Consider the following 18,093-nt stretch of genomic DNA (forward strand, 5'->3'; position numbering starts at 1 on the left):
CTTCAGGAGCCGTGACGGGGAGCCGCATGCAAATGCGCAATTCGTCACCAGGACTCTAAACGCAACGCCCGGTCTGGCTTTTGTCAGGCCGGGCGTTTGCCGCTTTCAGACCTTGCGGGTTTCACCGTGGGGCAGTTACAGGTAACAAGACATGGCAAAAGAATACAGCCGTACCCAACGTATCGGCGATCAGATGCAGCGTGAGCTGGCACAACTGATCCGTCGTGAAGTCAAAGACCCGCGCGTCGGCCTGGTCACCATTACCGCAGTGGAAGTCAGCCGTGACGTCGGTCACGCCAAGATCTTCATCACCGTGATGGGGCAGGACAGCGCCGAGGAAATCGCACAAAGCATCAAGGTGCTGAACTCCGCCGCCGGTTTCCTGCGCATGCAGCTGGCTCGCGAGATGAAGCTGCGCAGCGTTCCACAGCTGCACTTCCACTATGACGAAAGCGTCGTGCGTGGTGCGCATCTGTCGGCATTGATCGAGCGCGCAGTGGCTGAAGACAATCAGCATCCGGTTACGGCAGAAGCCGAAGACACCAAGGAGTAATCGGTGGCTCAGGTCAAACGTATCCGTCGTAACGTCAGCGGCATTATCCTTCTCGACAAGCCGCTGGGGTTCACCTCCAACGCGGCCTTGCAGAAGGTTCGCTGGTTGCTGAACGCCGAAAAGGCAGGTCATACCGGTAGTCTCGATCCCTTGGCCTCCGGCGTGTTGCCGCTGTGCTTCGGCGAGGCCACCAAGTTCTCGCAATACCTGCTCGATTCCGACAAGGGTTACGAAACCCTGGCGCAACTGGGCAAGACCACCACCACGGCGGATGCCGAAGGTGAAGTTTTGCAGGAACGCCCGGTGACCGTTGGTCGCACCGATATCGAGGCTGTGCTGCCCAAATTTCGTGGGCAAATCAGTCAGATACCGCCGATGTACTCGGCGCTCAAGCGTGATGGCCAGCCGCTGTACAAGCTGGCTCGTGCAGGCGAAGTAGTGGAGCGCGAACCGCGTTCTGTTACTATTACGCGCTTGGAATTGCTGGCCTTCGAAGGAGATACTGCGCGGCTGGCGGTGGATTGCAGCAAAGGCACCTATATCCGTACCCTGGTGGAGGATATCGGTGAGCAACTCGGTTGTGGCGCTTACGTTGCAGAACTGCGACGTACCCAGGCCGGGCCATTCACCCTGGCGCAGACGGTTACTCTCGAAGAGCTGGAAGCGGTACATGCCGAAGGCGGCAACGAAGCGGTCGATCGCTTCCTGATGCCATCGGACAGCGGCCTGCTGGATTGGCCACTGTTGCAGTTCTCGGAAGCGAGTGCGTTCTACTGGCTCAACGGCCAGCCGGTACGTGCCCCGGATGCACCGAAGTTCGGCATGGTGCGGGTACAGGATCACAATGGTCGCTTCATCGGTATCGGTGAAGTGAGCGAAGACGGGCGCATCGCGCCGCGTCGACTGATTCGGTCAGAATGACCGAACGAGGGTGGCTGTTAACAGGCACGGTCACTACTCATTTTTAGATACAGGGATTTGTCCCTGGCCTGTTGAAACTGTTTTTCGACAAACAGTTTCCTGATAAAAGGATTGCCTCATGGCTCTCGACGTTCAAGAAAAAGCTCAAATCGTTGCTGACTACCAGCAAGCTGTTGGTGACACTGGTTCGCCAGAAGTGCAAGTTGCACTGCTGACCGCCAACATCAACAAGCTGCAAGGTCACTTCAAGGCCAACGGTAAAGACCACCACTCCCGTCGTGGTCTGATCCGCATGGTTAACCAGCGTCGTAAGCTGCTGGACTACCTGAAAGGCAAGGATCTGGGTCGCTATCAGACTCTGATCGGTCGCCTGGGTCTGCGTCGCTAATAAGCGATTGCGCTAGAGGTTGGTTGTCTGTCGTGCACCAGCGGGTTTCCCGCCGGCGCATGGCAGGCTCCCAGCCTCAAGTTTTATCTGGATACCTGCTTTGCCTGAGTAACACCTGGACAAACCGGTCGGGCCGATTCCCGACATTGCCCAAGAATTTCGCAAGAAACCAGTTCCCCCAAGAGCCACAAAGAAGGTAGGACACCGTGAACCCGGTAATCAAAAAATTCCAGTTCGGTCAGTCGACCGTTACCCTCGAGACTGGCCGCATCGCCCGTCAGGCCTCCGGCGCAGTATTGGTCACCGTTGACGACGACGTCAGCGTATTGGTGACCGTAGTCGGTGCCAAGCAAGCCGATCCAGGCAAGGGCTTCTTCCCTCTGTCTGTTCACTACCAGGAAAAGACTTACGCTGCCGGCAAGATCCCTGGCGGTTTCTTCAAGCGCGAAGGCCGTCCTTCCGAGAAAGAAACCCTGACTTCCCGACTGATCGATCGTCCGATCCGTCCGCTGTTCCCTGAAGGCTTCATGAACGAAGTGCAGGTTGTCTGCACCGTCGTTTCCACCAGCAAAAAGACCGATCCGGACATCGCTGCGATGATCGGTACCTCGGCTGCCCTGGCGATCTCCGGCATTCCTTTCGATGGCCCGATCGGCGCTGCCCGCGTTGCTTTCCACGAAAGCACCGGCTACCTGCTGAACCCGACTTACGAGCAGCAAGCTGCTTCGAGCCTGGACATGGTCGTTGCCGGTACTTCGGACGCCGTGCTGATGGTTGAATCGGAAGCCAAAGAGCTGACCGAAGACCAGATGCTGGGCGCGGTACTGTTTGCTCACGACGAATTCCAGGTTGTGATCAACGCGGTCAAAGAACTGGCTGCCGAAGCTGCCAAGCCAACCTGGACCTGGGCTCCTGCGCCAGAAGCCACCGAACTGCTGGGCGCTATCCGTGCCGAGTTCGGCGAAGCGATCTCCCAGGCCTACACCATCACCGTCAAGGCCGACCGTTACGCTCGCCTGGGCGAGCTGAAGGACCAGGTCGTTGCCAAGCTGTCCGGTGAAGAAGGCCAGCCTTCTTCCAGCGAAGTCAAAGCGGCTTTCGGTGAAATCGAATACCGCACCGTTCGCGAAAACATCGTAAACGGCAAGCCACGTATCGACGGTCGCGACACCAAGACCGTACGTCCGTTGAACATCGAAGTCGGTGTTCTGCCAAAAACCCACGGTTCGGCCCTGTTCACCCGTGGCGAAACCCAGGCTCTGGTCGTTGCAACTCTGGGTACTGCCCGTGATGCACAGCTGCTCGATACCCTGGAAGGCGAGAAAAAAGACCCGTTCATGCTGCACTACAACTTCCCTCCGTTCTCGGTGGGCGAGTGTGGTCGCATGGGTGGTGCTGGTCGTCGTGAAATCGGTCACGGCCGTCTGGCCCGTCGTTCGGTTTCGGCCATGCTGCCTGCCGCTGACGTGTTCCCGTACACCATCCGTGTAGTGTCGGAAATCACCGAATCCAACGGTTCGAGCTCGATGGCATCCGTTTGCGGCGCTTCCCTGGCCCTGATGGACGCTGGCGTTCCAATGAAGGCTCCGGTTGCCGGTATCGCCATGGGTCTGGTTAAAGAAGGCGAGAAATTCGCCGTCCTGACCGACATCCTGGGTGACGAAGACCACCTGGGTGACATGGACTTCAAGGTAGCCGGTACTGCCAAAGGCGTCACCGCGCTGCAGATGGACATCAAGATCAAGGGCATCACCGAAGAAATCATGGAGATCGCTCTGGGCCAAGCCCTGGAAGCGCGCCTGAACATCCTCGGCCAGATGAACCAGATCATTGGCCAGTCGCGTACCGAACTGTCGGCCAACGCTCCGACCATGATCGCGATGAAAATCGACACCGACAAGATCCGTGATGTTATCGGTAAAGGCGGCGCGACCATCCGTGCGATCTGCGAAGAAACCAAGGCTTCGATCGACATCGAAGACGACGGTTCGATCAAGATCTTCGGCGAAACCAAGGAAGCTGCTGAAGCTGCGCGTCAGCGCGTTCTGGGTATCACCGCTGAAGCCGAGATCGGCAAGATCTACGTGGGCAAGGTTGAGCGCATCGTCGACTTCGGCGCATTCGTCAACATCCTGCCAGGCAAGGATGGTCTGGTTCACATCTCCATGCTGAGCGACGCTCGCGTAGAGAAAGTGACCGACATCCTGAAAGAAGGCCAGGAAGTGGAAGTGCTGGTACTGGACGTGGACAACCGCGGCCGTATCAAGCTGTCCATCAAAGACGTGGCAGCAGCCAAGGCTTCGGGCGTTTAATCGCGCCTTACGCCTGACCGCTTCAACGTTGTAAAAAAATCCCCCGCCGTGAAAACGACGGGGATTTTTTTGTCTGCGAAACATCGAGACATTGCGCGAAGTTGCCGGACCTCGATAGCAATGCTAGGTTTAGCCCACCGCCCGTGTAGCTCAGCCGGTAGAGCAGCGCACTCGTAACGCGAAGGTCGCAGGTTCGATTCCTGTCTCGGGCACCATCTCCCCTATGGTTATTTCACCTTTCTGCTCAAGTCCTCGACAGTCCGCTTGAGGTTGTCGGGTTCGCGGTCCTGATCGCTGATTTCCCGTTTCAGGCTGGAAATCCCGCTGCTGTCTGAACTTCTCGCCGCCATCAGCGCATCCTGTGCACAACTTTTTGTGGGGAGATGTAAAGAGACGTGCAAATCGTCCGACAAACATCCTATATTCGGAGCCTGCATGAGCTTCGCCCAGCAGTTTTCAGATGATCCCGAATGGTTCTGAAGGCCAGACAGACCGGACTACAAGCGGTTCTTCTGCGTCAGAGAGATCCTTGATGATCCAGATCCATCTTCCATTCCCCAGATCAGCGAGAACAACATGACCGTAAAAGAATTGAGCCAAGAAGAAAGACACGAAGAAGCCCTCAAGAAGTACGTGCTGGACGCGCCCGAATTGATGGACGAGATCAAGGACTTGAGTCCGGATGATCAGAAAGACCAGATTCAATGGGCCTTCGAGGATGAAGCCGAAGCCCAGGGCCTGCAGCCGTGGGAACTGACGCTCAAGTACACCTCGACCCCGGAGGAGTACGAGACAGAACGCCTGAAGTTGCACAAAGAAGCGGCCGAGGTGCTGGGCGTCGAGTGGGAAGAGTACTGCGAGATGAACAATCTGGTGGTTTGACGCTCATCATGTAGGAGCGAGCAAGCTCGCTCCTACAGTTTTGGCAACTCACATACGTGTGATCAGATACTCAGACGCATCGACAGATCGACCGCCTTCACATCCTTGGTCATTGCACCGATCGAAATGTAATCCACACCGGTCCGGGCAATCGGCAGCAACGTGCTCTCGTTGATCCCGCCGCTGGCCTCCAGCTTGGCCTTGCCAGCATTCAGGCGCACGGCTTCGCGCATGTCGTCCAGGCTCAGTTCGTCGAGCATGATGATGTCGGCACCGGCCGCCAGCGCTTCTTTCAGTTCATCCAGGCTTTCCACTTCAATCTCGACCGGTTTGCCCGGGGCGATCTTGTGCGCGGCCGCGATGGCCTGCGCGATGCCGCCGCTGGCGGCGATGTGGTTTTCCTTGATCAGGAAGGCGTCATACAGGCCGATGCGGTGGTTGTGGCAACCGCCGCAGGTTACGGCGTACTTTTGCGCCAGGCGCAGCCCCGGCAGCGTTTTGCGGGTGTCGAGCAGCTTGACCTGAGTCTCGGCCACGAAGTCCGCCAGGTATTGCGCGCGGGTGGCGACACCCGAGAGCAGTTGCAGGAAGTTCAGGGCGCTGCGTTCGCCGGTCAACAGTGACCGCGCCGGGCCTTCGAGGTGGAACAGCACCTGATTGGGCGTCACCCGTTCACCGTCGGCAACCTGCCAGTGCACCGCCACCCGTGGGTCCAGTTGTCGAAACACGTTATCCACCCAGGCGGTGCCGCTGATGACGGCCGCATCGCGGGTGATGATGGTGGCTGTGGCCAGGCGTTCGGCCGGGATCAACTGCGCGGTGATGTCGCCGCTGCCGATGTCTTCAAGCAACGCACGGCGCACGTTGGCTTCGATTTCGGCGGTCAGATCGGCGAGACGTAGATTCGGCATAACGGACTCCACAAACAAAGTGGCTCGATTATAGGGCCATGGCGCGGGCCAACCCAAGGCATCAGAGCATTACGTTGGCAATGGCGCCTGCATTTGGTCGAATCCCTGAGGGTGTCGGTGTGGGCCATCGATACCGAGCAAACGCCTGTTTGAGATGAGGTGCAGAGTCTTCTGGCGCAAGGTGGAGCTTTTACAAGATAATTCGCCTTGTATTTGACGTCATCGATTTGACGATTCGAAGCATTACCGTTCCAGGGAGGCCGAATGCACAACGACGGGAATGTAGTGCCTTTGCACAAGGCAACTACCGACCAGGTGGCTTACTCGCCACTCGCCCGACTGCCGGCGATTCTTCTCCAGGTCCGCGACAAGGCCGCACAACAGCTACGACACGGATTGCAGGCGTTGTTCGATAACGCCGACGACACCCTCTTCGAAATGGCCGACCGAGCTCGCTGTGACGTCGAACAGAACATCTTCTTTCAAACAATGCGCGATTTGCGTCTCAAGCACAAAAGCATCGAGCGGGTGTTTCTCGAGCAGTTTTTCGGCGCGTTCATCCGGCTTGCCCAATACGACCCTGCCATTGCCGCCATGCCCCAGGCCTTGGCGGTCGATGCATCCTTGGCGCAAACCGATGACGAGCGGGAGCGTTCAGTCGCGGTGGATGCGATGGTCAGCCGGGTGCTGGACCGCGACGGGTTGGCCCTGGATCAACTGACGGCCCGACTCTGCGCCTTGTCGGGCAAGGCCTTGGGCGATCCGCACAACCCCATGAGCCCGGCGATGCTCTGCGAATACTTCTTGCAGGCTGCACGCCAGCTGGGAGTGGAGATCAAGGTCAAGCTGATCATCCTCGGGTTGTTCGAGCGTTATGTCCTGAGCGACACCGATCGGCTTTACGCCGAAGCCAATCAACTGCTGCTCGCTACCGGTGTGTTGCCTGACCTTAAATCGGCCCCGATGCGTAGTGCCACGGATCGGCCCGACAGCGCCCCCGTCGAATCGACCGACGGGGGCGCCACCCCGGCCTGCTTGCCCATCGATGAAAATGTCCAGGAGGTTTTCGCCGCGTTGCAGGCCCTGCTGTTCAACGTTCGCGGCAGCCTGTCGCCAACGCTGGAAGTCAGTGCCACTGCGCTGCCGATATCCACGCGCGATCTGTTGCGCCTGCTGTCGCATTTGCAGCAATACGTGCCGGCTCCGGAAGTCGTGGACGATTTTGACCTGCGCAACCAGCTCGAACAGTTACTGACCCGGGTCAGCGTCAAAAGTGGCAGGTCGCGGGTTCTCGGGGAGGCCGATGAAGATGTGATCAACCTGGTCGCCATGCTGTTCGAATGCATGCTCGATGATCGCAATCTGCCGGATCCGCTCAAGGTGCTGATCGGCCGATTGCAGATTCCACTGGTCAAGGTGGCGGTGCTCGACAAGAGTTTCTTCAGTCGCAGCAGTCACCCGGCACGACGCCTGCTCAACGAAATCGCCAGCGCGGCAATGGGTTGGGATGCCTGTGACGATCATCAGCGTGACAGCCTGTACGTGCGCATCGATCAGGTCGTACAACGTTTGTTGAATGACTTTGTCGATGACCCCGCAATATTTTCCGAACTGCTGGCCGATTTTCTCGCGTTTACCCAGGACGAGCGCCGTCGCAGCGAGCTGCTCGAGCAGCGCATTCGTGATGCCGAGGAAGGACGGGCCAAGACCGGGCTGGCCCGCCAGCGTGTCGAGCAGGTGCTGAATCAGGCGTTGTTTGGCAAGTTCCTGCCGCAAGGCGTGCTGGGGTTTGTCCAGGAGGCCTGGAGCAAAGTACTGCTGCTGACGTACCTCAAGCATGGCGATCAGTCGGCAGAGTGGCATGCCGATGTGCGTACCCTGGAGCAATTGGTCTGGAGCGTTCAGCGTCACCACGAGTCCGATGCGACCAGGATGTTGGCCCTGGTACCGGATTTGCTCAAGTCATTGCGCGACGGGCTGAACTCATCGGCGTTCGATCCGTTTACCGCCAGCGAATTTTTCAGCGAGCTGGAAAGCTTGCACGTACAGGCAGCGGGGGGCTCATCTTCCAGTGCGTCGCTGATGATCGAGGTGCTGACGCCTGTCTTCCTGCACATGGCTGACGAAAGTCAGGTGCACAGTGAGCCGATACGTTTGCTGGCGGACGATGCGGGGTTGCGTCAGGTCGATAAAATGCTTCCGGGCTGCTGGGTCGAATTTCAGGAAGACCCGGAAAACAGCCTTCGCTGCAAACTGGTGGCTATCATTGCAACCACCGGCCAATACGTCTTCGTCAACCGCACCGGCATGAAAGTGCTCGAGCGCAGTCGCCCTGAGCTGGCCCTGGAACTGCGCAATGGTGTGGCGCGAGTGCTTGACGACACCTTGCTGTTCGAGCGAGCTCTCGAGCGGGTGATCGGCAACCTCAAGCGCGGCAAGTGATCGCGCCTTGGGGGGATATCACGGCATACTGTGCCAACACAGTCGACGTTGAAGGAATCGGTATGCAGTTGGACCCCGCGAGCGGTTGGATTCAGGGTGTGCATGTCTGCCCCTCACCCAACTTCAATGCGCGCCCCACAGACGAGATTTCCCTGCTGGTGATCCACAACATCAGCCTGCCACCGGCGCAGTTCGCCACGGGCAAGGTGCAGGAGTTTTTCCAGAATCGCCTGGATGTCACCGAACATCCCTATTTTGAAGGGATTGCGGATTTGCGGGTGTCCGCGCACTTTCTGATCGAGCGTGACGGAACGGTCACCCAGTTTGTTTCATGCCTTGAGCGTGCGTGGCATGCAGGGGTATCGAGCTTCGAGGGGCGGGAAACCTGTAACGATTTTTCCGTGGGCATCGAGCTCGAAGGCACTGATGATCTGCCGTTCACCGACGCGCAATACAACGCGTTGACAGCCCTGACCCGCCAGTTGCAACAGGCGTTCACGGCAATCACCACAGAGCGCATCTGCGGGCACAGCGACATTGCACCGGGGCGCAAAACCGATCCAGGGCCGGCGTTCGACTGGGCACGCTATCGTGCCGCCCTGGCACAAGAGGAAGGACGATGAGTTTTCTGGTGTTGCTGTTGGCAGTGTGGATCGAGAAGTTCTCGGCCCTGCGCCACCGGGTTCAGCGTGACAGTGGCTGGATACACGAGCTGAACAAGCTTGAGGCCAGCCCGCGGCTTTCGGGCCGGCCATGGCTGGTGTTGTCGGTAGTGGTCTTGTTGCCGGTGGCGCTGCTGGGTTTGCTGCTGGTCGTCATCGAGCCGGTGGCCTACGGGTTGCTCGCGTTGCCGATCCATTTGCTGGTCGTGATCTACAGCCTGGGGCGCGGTGATCTGCTGGGCGATCTCGGGCCGTTCCGCGATGCCTGGCGTCGGGAGGACCTGCAAGCAGCGGCCCATGTCGCCCAGCGCGATCTGGATATCTGCGCAGACAGTGGCGAGCAGTTGCTGGAGCAGGTCGAAGGGCATTTGCTGTGGGAGGCCTACCAGAGCTTTTTCGCGGTGATTTTCTGGTACTTCCTGTTGGGGCCGGTCGCGGCGCTGAGTTATCGGCTGCTGGCGCTGGCCGAAGAACACGGGAAAAACCCGGCGCTAGTCGAGCGCGCCGGGCAACTGCGCCACGCCTTCGACTGGTTGCCGGTGCGTCTGCTGGCGGCCAGCCTGGCGTTGGTCGGCAATTTTGTCGCGGTCAGTCGGGTGATGCTGCATGAACTGCTGAACTGGAACATCAGCGCCGCGCAATTGATCGTGAAAGTCGGGCTGGTGGCCGGTGAAATTCCGGCACCGGTGGCCGGCGTGGAAGGTATCAACAACCTGGACCGCATCTGGGCGCTGCTGCTGCGTGCGGCGGTGCTCTGGTATGCGGGGTTTGCGTTGTGGACGGTCTTGCATTAGTCCTGCAGTTAATTCCCTTGTGGCGAGGGGCAAGCCCCCTCGCCACAATGGTTCATCCGCCAGTGCGGATGAAACCCGTCGTTAACCTTAAGTTACAAAACATCCTGCCGATTTAAGTTATACAGAGATAGCGCCGTATAGTGGCTATCTGCTGTCTGTCTGCGCCTGCCAATAAAAAAATAAGAAATTGAAGGGAGACATCCAGTGAAGAGCTTGCTCTATCCCGCTGTCGCACTGATGAATCGCCTGAGCTTCGGCATGAAGTTCAGCCTGATCAGCGTACTGTTCCTGGTGCCGATGCTGGTGACCAACTTCTATCTGGTGCGTGACTCCTACCGCGAATTCCAGGGCACGCGCATCGAACTGCAAAGTCTCGACCTGTTGGGCAGCAGCCTGACGTTACGGCGCGATCTGGAAACCCTGAACAACCTGGTGCAGATCAATGTCAGCCTCGGCCAATCCGGCAAGGCCGGCAATGTAGAATCGAAAATCAGCACCCTCGAACAGAATATTCTGACTCGCCTGCAAGGGCTGACGGCGATGACCAGCGACCCGGAGCAGGTCGCGGTGTTTGATGGCAAGCGCGATGAGATGATCGCCGGGTTCAAGGCCCAGCAAACGGAAAACTCCCTGCAGAGCAAAAGCGCCTTGATTGGCAAACTGGTGGGCAGCGCGCAGATTTTCAGCCAGCTCATCACCAGCCAGTCCGGCCTCAGCCGCGACAACCAGAGCGACATGCGCCAGTTGAGCGAACTCGTCACCCTAGTCACACCACGTGTCACCCAGATTCTGGGCGAAGGTCGGGCAATGGGGTCTTACTCGTTGGGGCAGGGTTTCATCAACTCGGCTTCGAGTACCCGTTTCGATGAATTGCTGGCGCAGATTGAAAAGCTCCAGGCCGAATATGGCCTGAAGTTGCAGGACGCCTTGGGTTCCAGCAAAGCCGCCCGCGACACCCTGGCCGCTCAGGCCGATAGCAGCCGGGCATCCTTGAAGAAGGCCAGCGAGCTGTTCGAAGAGCAAGTGATCATGGCCGATACCCTTGATGCGCCGTGGCAGGGCTTTTACGATCAGGTCAGCGCCCTGATGGACCAGACTTACCAACTCAACGAAGAAATCCTCAAGTATCTGGGCCCGCAGTTGCAGCAACGCCTGGACCAGAACCGGACGCACATGGTCTTGCAGGCCGTGGCGTTATCAGTCGTATTCGTGTTGATCTTTTATCTCTACGGCGCTTTCTATGCCTCGACCCGCACCACGCTCAAGCGCCTTGGAGCGGTGATGGACAAGGTGGCGGCCGGTGACATGACTGTGACCTTCAGCGCCCACAGCCGTGACGAACTGGGCGAGTTGGGCGAGGTGTTCAACGGCACCGTGAAGAAAATCCATGACCTGATCGAGCGGGTGGGGCAGACCGTCAGCGAAGTCGAGCGCCAGGCCGGTCAGGTGCAAAGCGTTTCCGCGCAAAGCAACCAGGCCGTCGCCGGGCAGCGCACACAGATCGAACAAGTGGCCACGGCGATGAACCAGATGTCGGCCACTTCCCAGGAGGTCGCGCGCAGTGCTGCTGCGGCGGTGAGCAGCGCCCACAGTGTCAACGACGAAACCATCAGCGGTCGCGGTCTGGTGGAGTCGCAGCAAGGCAGCATTGCCGCACTGGCCAACGAAATCGATCAGTCGGTGCGGGTGATCAATCAACTGGCCAGCGACAGCCAGTCCATCAGCCGCGTTCTGGAAGTGATCAAGAGCATCGCCGAGCAGACCAACCTGCTGGCACTCAATGCCGCTATCGAGGCCGCACGGGCCGGTGAGCAGGGGCGCGGTTTCGCCGTGGTCGCCGATGAAGTCCGGACCCTGGCCAAGCGTACCCAGCAATCGACCGAAGAAATCGAGCAGATGATCGCCAAGCTCCATGGCGGAGTCGGCGCAGCGGTCAAGGCCATGGGCATCAGCCATGAAATGGCCAACGGCACGGTGGGGCAGTCGGAGAAGGTCCAGCTGGCGCTGGAAAACATTTTGGGTGCGGTCGGCATGATCGTCGACCAGAACCAGCAGATTGCCGCCGCCGTGGAGCAACAAACCGCCGTGGCCCACGACATCGACCAGAACATCGTCGAGATCAATCACGCCGGTGAGCGTACCGCTGAAGGTGCGCACCAGACCGAAGACGCCAGTCGGGCGTTGTCGGCTCAGGTCGTGGAGTTGAAACAGTTGATCAGCGCATTCCGAGTGTAGCGGTCGCCTGATACCACCAGTGGGAGCGAGCCTGCTCGCGAAAGCGGTTTGTCAGTCACATCAGTATTGGATGTGCCGCCGTCTTCGCGAGCAGGCTCGCTCCCACAGGATTTGATTCACCAGTTGAACAACTCGCAGGCATTGGCTGTACTGGCCGCGGCCAATTGCTCGGGGCTGATCGCCATGATGCCGGCCAGCGCCGCGCAGATCGCCGGCAAGTGTGCCGGGCTGTTGCGCTGGCCCGGGAACATGGCGGGCGCCATGTCCGGCGAGTCGGTTTCCAGCACCACCGAATCCAGAGGCAGCTCAGCGAGCACGCGGTGCATGCGCAGCGCCTGTGGCCAGGTCGGGGCACCGCCAAGGCCGAGCTTGAAACCGAGCTTGATGTATTCCCGCGCCTCCTCCTTGCTGCCGGCGAAGGCGTGGATGATCCCGGCACGTTTCAGGCGAAACCGTTTGAGTGTGGCAATCACCGCCGCATGGCTACGCCGCACATGGATCAATGCCGGAAGATTGAAGTCCGCCGCCAGTTGCAATTGCGCCTCGAACAACGCCTGTTGGCGGTCGCGGTCGAGGGATTCGATGAAGTAGTCCAGGCCGATCTCGCCCACTGCACACAGTTGCCGATGGCCTGCCAGACGGGTCAGCCACTCACCGAGTTCGCTCAGGTGTTGCGGGCGATGATCGTACAGATACACCGGATGCAGCCCGAACGCGGCGTGCAGGTCGGGGTCACTCTGCACCAACTCCCAGACCCGTTGCCAATTGGCCTGGTAAACCCCCAGCACCACGATCCGCCGCACCCCGATGGCGCGGCTTTCGGCCAGCAACGCCTGGCGATCGGCGTCGAAGTCCGGAAAATCCAGATGGGTGTGGGTATCGATCAGCTCCACGGTTCAGTCCTGGCGAATACGCTGCTTGAACGTGCGCGCAATGGCTTGTACGCCGGGCCGGTAATCCGACTGCTCAATGGCTGCCAGGGCCAGCGCGAGGGCCTTGTCGGCGATCAACTGGTGTTGCTGGGCCATGGCATTTACCGGCAATGGCAGGAAGTCCAGCAACTGGGTGTCACCGAATGTGCCGAGGCGCAGCGGGCGGTTTTTCAGCGGGAAGTCGTGCAGCGCATCGAACACGCCCTGAAGCAGCACGTAGGAGGTGGTCACCAGCGCATCGGGCAAATGGCCCAGGCGCAGCAGCAACTCTTCCATCAATTGTTTGCCGCACTCGCGGCTGAAGGATTCGCCTTCTTCGATCAGTACTTCGCCGTTGAACCCGGTGAGGGCCTCATTGAAGCCCGCGGCACGTTCCCGGCTGATGCTCAGTTCCGGGCGGGCACCGATCAGGGCGATCTGTTTGGGCTGCGGCTCCAGCAGGCTGCGGGTCAGTTGCAGGCTGGCCTCGCGGTCGTCGCTGATCACGGAGCAGAAGTGCTCGGGCTCCATGACCCGGTCGATGGCAATGATCGGTATGCCCTTGGCTTGCAACTGGTAATAGCTGTCGTCACCGGCCGGCAGGCAGCTGGCAACGATCAGCGCGTCGCAGCGCCGGGCGCGGAACAGTTGCAGCAATTGCCGCTCGCTGTCCGGGGCATCGTCGGAACTGGCGATCAGCAGCTGATAACCGCGGGCGCGTGCGCCTTGTTCGAGCAATTTGGCGATTCGCGCGTAACTGGGGTTTTCCAGATCCGGCAGAATGAACCCCAACGTGCGCGTGTGTCGGCTGCGCAAGCCGGCGGCCTGTGGGTTAGGCGTGAAGCCATGTTGTTCGACGACCGCGCGCACGCGTTCGACGGTGGCGCTACTGATGCGCTGTTGTTCGGCCTTGCCATTGATGACATAGCTGGCGGTGGTGACGGACACACCGGCCAACTGGGCAATATCACTGAGTTTCAACCCGCTGTTTCCTTGTTTTTTCGAGATTGCCTCGACATTTTCGTCAATCCTAACCGATTAAGGCAGGCGACCATTGTCGCAACGCATCCGACAAGTTGGACTTCAAGGATGGGCCAATATCGAGTAACGTGCCAATCGATCTAGATTAAACGTTTCAGCAGGCGTATTTTCTACGTTTTAGGTGCCTTTGGCCGGTTCTGCCGTGAAACCGCCAAAAGCGATGATCAAGCGCCTAAGCTGACTCATTCAAAACAATACCTGGTGCCCCAAGGCGCCAAAAAGGAGAAAGCATGCTCGAGCTCACTGTAGAGCAGATTTCCATGGGCCAGTCGGCTGTGGATAAATCCGCAGCGCTGCAATTGCTGGCCCGGCATCTGGTCGCCGACGGCCTGGTGGCCGAGGGTTATCTGGCCGGTTTACAGGCGCGGGAGGCCCAGGGCTCGACCTTTCTCGGTCAAGGTATTGCCATTCCCCACGGTACTCCCGAAACCCGCGATCTGGTTTTCACCACCGGTGTGCGCCTGATGCAGTTCCCTGAAGGTGTGGACTGGGGCGACGGTCATATCGTTTACCTGGCGATCGGTATCGCTGCCAAATCCGATGAGCATCTGCGCCTGTTGCAATTGCTGACCCGCGCCCTCGGCGAGACTGACCTGGGCCAGGCCCTGCGTCGCGCCGGTTCCGCTGAAGCGCTGCTGAAATTGCTGCAAGGCGCGCCACAGGAGCTGGCGCTGGATGCGCAGATGATCGGCCTCGGTGTGGCGGCCGAAGATTTCGAGGAACTGGTGTGGCGCGGCGCACGTTTGTTGCGCCAGGCCGACTGCGTGAGCAATGGTTTCTCCGCCGTGCTGCAACAGGTTGAAGCGTTGCCGTTGGGCGATGGCCTGTGGTGGCTGCACAGCGAGCAAACGGTGAAACGCCCTGGTCTGGCCTTCGTCACTCCGGACAAACCACTGCGCTATCTCGGCCAGCCGCTCAATGGACTGTTCTGCCTGGCCAGCCTCGGTGAAGCCCATCAAGCCCTGCTCGAGCGCCTGTGCGCGTTGTTGATCGAAGGACGTGGCCATGAACTGGGGCGCGCCACCAGCAGTCGCAAAGTCCTCGAAGTGCTCGGTGGTGAAGTGCCCGCCGACTGGCCCAGTGCGCGCATTGCCTTGGCCAATGCCCACGGTTTGCATGCGCGGCCGGCGAAGATCCTCGCGCAATTGGCGAAAAGTTTTGAGGGTGAAATCCGCATACGGATCGTCGACGGCCACGACAGCGCGGTGTCGGTGAAGAGCCTGAGCAAACTGCTCAGCCTCGGCGCCCGTCGCGGGCAGGTCCTGGAGTTCATCGCCGAACCGGGCATCGCGGCTGATGCATTGCCGGCCCTGTTGGCCGCCATCGAAGAGGGCCTCGGTGAAGAAGTCGAGCCGCTGCCGCCAGTCAGCCAGGCACGGGAAGTCGTTGCCGATATGGCCGAAGTGATCCTCGCCCCGACATCCGGCAGCGTGGTCCAGGCCATTGCCGCCGCCCCGGGCATTGCCATCGGTCCGGCGCATATTCAAGTCCTGCAAACCATCGATTACCCGTTGCGCGGTGAATCCGCCGCCATCGAGCGTGAACGTCTCCAGCATGCGCTGGCGCAGGTGCGCCGGGACATCCAGGGATTGATCGAACGCAGCAAAAGCAAAGCCATTCGCGAAATTTTCATCACCCACCAGGAGATGCTCGACGACCCGGAACTGACCGATGAGGTCGATACGCGCCTCAAGCAGGGCGAAAGCGCGGAGGCTGCGTGGATGGTCGTGATTGAAGCGGCGGCCCTGCAGCAGGAAGCGTTGCAGGATGCCTTGCTCGCCGAGCGCGCTGCCGACTTGCGCGACATCGGGCGTCGCGTATTGCTGCAGCTCAGTGGTATTGAAACCCCGAGCGAGCCGGATCAACCGTACATTCTGGTGATGGACGAGGTCGGCCCGTCCGACGTCGCGCGTCTGGACCCGGCTCGCGTGGCCGGGATTCTCACCGCACGGGGCGGCGCTACGGCGCACAGTGCGATTGTTGCCCGGGCCCTGGGAATTCCGGCATTGGTCGGCGCCGGCCCTGGCGTGTTGCTGCTGGCGCCGGGTACGCCATTGCTGCTCGATGGCCAGCGTGGGCGTCTGCATGTGGACGCTGACGCGATGACCTTGCAGCGCGCCACGACCGAACGCGATACCCGCGAGCAGCGCTTGAAGGCAGCCGCCGAGCAACGCCACCAGCCGGCACTGACCACCGACGGCCATGCCGTCGAAGTGTTCGCCAATATCGGCGAAAGTGCCGGCGTCACCAGTGCGGTGGAGCAGGGCGCCGAAGGTATCGGCCTGTTGCGCACCGAACTGATTTTCATGGCCCACCCGCAAGCGCCCGACGAGGCGACCCAGGAAGCCGAGTACCGCCGCGTCCTCGACGGTCTGGCCGGGCGACCGTTGGTGGTGCGTACTCTCGATGTCGGTGGCGACAAACCGCTGCCGTACTGGCCGATTGCGAAGGAAGAAAACCCCTTTCTCGGCGTGCGTGGCATTCGCCTGACCTTGCAGCGCCCGCAGATCATGGAAGCGCAACTGCGTGCCTTGCTGCGAGCTGCCGACAACCGTCCGCTACGAATCATGTTCCCGATGGTCGGCAGCGTTGACGAGTGGCGCCAGGCCCGTGACATGACCGAACGTCTGCGCCTGGAAATCCCGGTTGCCGACCTGCAACTGGGGATCATGATCGAAGTGCCGTCGGCGGCCTTGCTGGCGCCGGTGCTGGCCAAAGAGGTCGACTTTTTCAGCGTCGGTACCAACGACCTGACCCAATACACGCTTGCCATCGACCGTGGCCATCCGACGCTGTCGGCCCAGGCCGATGGCTTGCATCCGGCGGTGCTGCAACTGATCGACATCACCGTGCGCGCGGCCCATGCCCACGGCAAATGGGTCGGCGTGTGCGGCGAGCTGGCAGCCGACCCGCTGGCGGTGCCGGTACTGGTCGGCCTCGGGGTGGATGAGCTCAGTGTCGGCGCGCGCAGTATTGCCGAGGTCAAGGCGCGGATTCGCGAACTGGGCTTCACTCAGACTCAAACCCTTGCCCGACAGGCCTTGGCCGTGGGCAGCGCCAATGAAGTGCGCGCACTCGTGGAGGCCCTGTAATGGCACGGATTCTCACCCTGACCCTCAACCCGGCGCTGGACCTGACCGTCCAGTTGCCGCGCCTTGAAGCCGGCCAGGTCAATCGCAGCGATGTCATGCACACCCACGCCGCCGGTAAAGGTGTGAACGTGGCGCAAGTGCTGGCCGACCTCGGGCATCAGTTGACCGTCAGTGGTTTTCTTGGCGAAGACAACCTGCAAGCGTTTGAAACGCTGTTCGCCAAACGCGGTTTTGTCGACGCCTTCATCCGCGTTCCCGGTGAAACCCGCAGCAACATCAAACTGGCGGAAAGCGACGGCCGCATCACCGACATCAACGGACCGGGGCCGCAGGTCAGCGAAGCGGCGCAGCAGGCCTTGATCGATCGACTGGAGCAGATTGCCCCGGGTCACGATGCGGTGGTGGTCGCCGGAAGCTTGCCCTTGGGCGTCAGTGCGCAGTGGTTGCAGGCACTGATTTTGCGCTTGAAGACGCTGGGCCTGAACGTTGCCCTCGATACCAGCGGCGATGCGTTGCGTGCAGCGCTCAAAGCGGGACCCTGGCTGATCAAACCCAACGCCGAAGAGCTGGCCGAGGTGCTGGACTGCGAGGTCGTGTCGGTCAGTGCCCAGGCCTTGGCAGCGGAGCGTTTGCACGCCCAAGGCATCGAGCATGTGGTGATTTCCCACGGCGCCGAAGGCGTGAACTGGTTCAGCGTCGGCTCGGCTCTGCATGCCACGCCACCCAGGGTCAGCGTCGCCAGCACGGTGGGCGCGGGTGATTCGTTGCTGGCGGGGATGCTTCACGGTTTGCTCAGTGCCGATACGCCGGAGCAAACCTTGCGCACTGCCACGGCGATTGCCGCGATGGCAGTGACCCAGATCGGATTCGGCATTGGCGATGCAGCGCAACTGGCGCAGCTCGAACAGGGTGTGCGCGTGCGTCCCCTGACAGAACAATAAGAGGGTTT

General features: G+C 60.2%; 14 protein-coding genes and 1 tRNA gene. 12 read left to right on the forward strand and 3 right to left on the reverse strand.

Going from position 1 to position 18,093, the window contains the following annotated elements; genetic code table 11:
• The first annotated feature begins 151 nt into the window (after window positions 1-151).
• From rbfA to PPUTUW4_RS03645, 6 genes are all read left to right on the forward strand, one after another.
• Window positions 152-553 (forward strand): 30S ribosome-binding factor RbfA, encoded by a 402-nt coding sequence (gene rbfA, locus PPUTUW4_RS03620; RefSeq protein ID WP_008047443.1) that lies wholly within the window; start codon window positions 152-154, stop codon window positions 551-553.
• A gap of 3 nt (window positions 554-556) precedes the next feature.
• A complete protein-coding gene (gene truB / locus PPUTUW4_RS03625) occupies window positions 557-1,474 on the forward strand; it encodes a tRNA pseudouridine(55) synthase TruB (protein WP_015093440.1) in 918 nt (305 codons plus the stop codon).
• A 118-nt stretch (window positions 1,475-1,592) separates the two neighbouring features.
• Entirely contained in the window at window positions 1,593-1,862 is a 270-nt protein-coding gene (gene rpsO, locus PPUTUW4_RS03630) for a 30S ribosomal protein S15 (protein WP_015093441.1), read from the forward strand.
• A gap of 206 nt (window positions 1,863-2,068) precedes the next feature.
• Window positions 2,069-4,174, forward strand: coding sequence for a polyribonucleotide nucleotidyltransferase (pnp, locus tag PPUTUW4_RS03635; RefSeq protein ID WP_007915263.1), 2,106 nt, complete (start codon window positions 2,069-2,071; stop codon window positions 4,172-4,174).
• Between the two features lie 139 nt (window positions 4,175-4,313).
• A tRNA-Thr gene (locus PPUTUW4_RS03640) sits at window positions 4,314-4,389 on the forward strand.
• A gap of 361 nt (window positions 4,390-4,750) precedes the next feature.
• A complete protein-coding gene (locus tag PPUTUW4_RS03645; protein ID WP_015093442.1) occupies window positions 4,751-5,056 on the forward strand; it encodes a DUF6388 family protein in 306 nt (101 codons plus the stop codon).
• Window positions 5,057-5,118: 62 nt separating this feature from the next.
• On the opposite strand, the gene nadC is transcribed toward PPUTUW4_RS03645, so the two are convergent.
• Window positions 5,119-5,967, reverse strand: a complete 849-nt coding sequence (gene nadC, locus PPUTUW4_RS03650) for a carboxylating nicotinate-nucleotide diphosphorylase (protein WP_015093443.1) — start codon at window positions 5,965-5,967, stop codon at window positions 5,119-5,121.
• A 264-nt stretch (window positions 5,968-6,231) separates the two neighbouring features.
• Here nadC and PPUTUW4_RS03655 point away from each other — a divergent pair, with 264 nt between their 5' ends.
• The 4 genes from PPUTUW4_RS03655 (at window position 6,232) to PPUTUW4_RS03670 (ending at window position 12,100) form a co-directional block, all read left to right on the forward strand.
• A complete protein-coding gene (locus PPUTUW4_RS03655) occupies window positions 6,232-8,409 on the forward strand; it encodes a DUF1631 domain-containing protein (protein WP_015093444.1) in 2,178 nt (725 codons plus the stop codon).
• 62 nt (window positions 8,410-8,471) lie between these two features.
• Window positions 8,472-9,032, forward strand: coding sequence for a 1,6-anhydro-N-acetylmuramyl-L-alanine amidase AmpD (ampD, locus tag PPUTUW4_RS03660; RefSeq protein ID WP_015093445.1), 561 nt, complete (start codon window positions 8,472-8,474; stop codon window positions 9,030-9,032).
• Entirely contained in the window at window positions 9,029-9,865 is an 837-nt protein-coding gene (gene ampE, locus PPUTUW4_RS03665) for a regulatory signaling modulator protein AmpE (RefSeq protein ID WP_015093446.1), read from the forward strand. Before ampD ends, ampE begins: the two co-directional genes overlap by 4 nt.
• Window positions 9,866-10,069: 204 nt before the next feature.
• Complete coding sequence (locus tag PPUTUW4_RS03670) at window positions 10,070-12,100, forward strand: methyl-accepting chemotaxis protein (RefSeq protein WP_015093447.1); 2,031 nt, start codon at window positions 10,070-10,072, stop codon at window positions 12,098-12,100.
• 116 nt (window positions 12,101-12,216) lie between these two features.
• Here the strand turns inward: PPUTUW4_RS03670 and PPUTUW4_RS03675 are convergent, their stop codons facing one another.
• Window positions 12,217-12,993, reverse strand: coding sequence for a TatD family hydrolase (locus PPUTUW4_RS03675; RefSeq protein ID WP_015093448.1), 777 nt, complete (start codon window positions 12,991-12,993; stop codon window positions 12,217-12,219).
• Between the two features lie 3 nt (window positions 12,994-12,996).
• Window positions 12,997-13,992 carry a catabolite repressor/activator gene (gene cra / locus PPUTUW4_RS03680; RefSeq protein WP_015093449.1) on the reverse strand — a complete coding sequence of 332 codons (996 nt, stop codon included), beginning with the start codon at window positions 13,990-13,992 and terminating at the stop codon, window positions 12,997-12,999.
• Window positions 13,993-14,282: 290 nt separating this feature from the next.
• On the opposite strand from cra, the gene ptsP reads away from it, so the two are divergent.
• Window positions 14,283-17,144 (forward strand): phosphoenolpyruvate--protein phosphotransferase, encoded by a 2,862-nt coding sequence (gene ptsP, locus PPUTUW4_RS03685; protein WP_015093450.1) that lies wholly within the window; start codon window positions 14,283-14,285, stop codon window positions 17,142-17,144.
• Window positions 17,144-18,085 carry a 1-phosphofructokinase gene (pfkB, locus tag PPUTUW4_RS03690; RefSeq protein WP_015093451.1) on the forward strand — a complete coding sequence of 314 codons (942 nt, stop codon included), beginning with the start codon at window positions 17,144-17,146 and terminating at the stop codon, window positions 18,083-18,085. Before ptsP ends, pfkB begins: the two co-directional genes overlap by 1 nt.
• Window positions 18,086-18,093: the final 8 nt, after the last annotated feature.

The sequence above is a fragment of the Pseudomonas sp. UW4 genome (assembly GCF_000316175.1).
In the GTDB taxonomy this organism is placed as follows: Bacteria; Pseudomonadota; Gammaproteobacteria; order Pseudomonadales; family Pseudomonadaceae; genus Aquipseudomonas; species Aquipseudomonas laurylsulfatiphila.

Coding starts and splice junctions, on each gene's coding strand:
- rbfA (WP_008047443.1), top strand. CDS start 152: ATGGCAAAAGAATACAGCCGTACCCAACGTATCGGCGATCAGATGCAG.
- rpsO (WP_015093441.1), top strand. CDS start 1,593: ATGGCTCTCGACGTTCAAGAAAAAGCTCAAATCGTTGCTGACTACCAG.
- PPUTUW4_RS03645 (WP_015093442.1), top strand. CDS start 4,751: ATGACCGTAAAAGAATTGAGCCAAGAAGAAAGACACGAAGAAGCCCTC.
- nadC (WP_015093443.1), bottom strand. CDS start 5,967: ATGCCGAATCTACGTCTCGCCGATCTGACCGCCGAAATCGAAGCCAAC.
- PPUTUW4_RS03655 (WP_015093444.1), top strand. CDS start 6,232: ATGCACAACGACGGGAATGTAGTGCCTTTGCACAAGGCAACTACCGAC.
- ampD (WP_015093445.1), top strand. CDS start 8,472: ATGCAGTTGGACCCCGCGAGCGGTTGGATTCAGGGTGTGCATGTCTGC.
- ampE (WP_015093446.1), top strand. CDS start 9,029: ATGAGTTTTCTGGTGTTGCTGTTGGCAGTGTGGATCGAGAAGTTCTCG.
- ptsP (WP_015093450.1), top strand. CDS start 14,283: ATGCTCGAGCTCACTGTAGAGCAGATTTCCATGGGCCAGTCGGCTGTG.
- pfkB (WP_015093451.1), top strand. CDS start 17,144: ATGGCACGGATTCTCACCCTGACCCTCAACCCGGCGCTGGACCTGACC.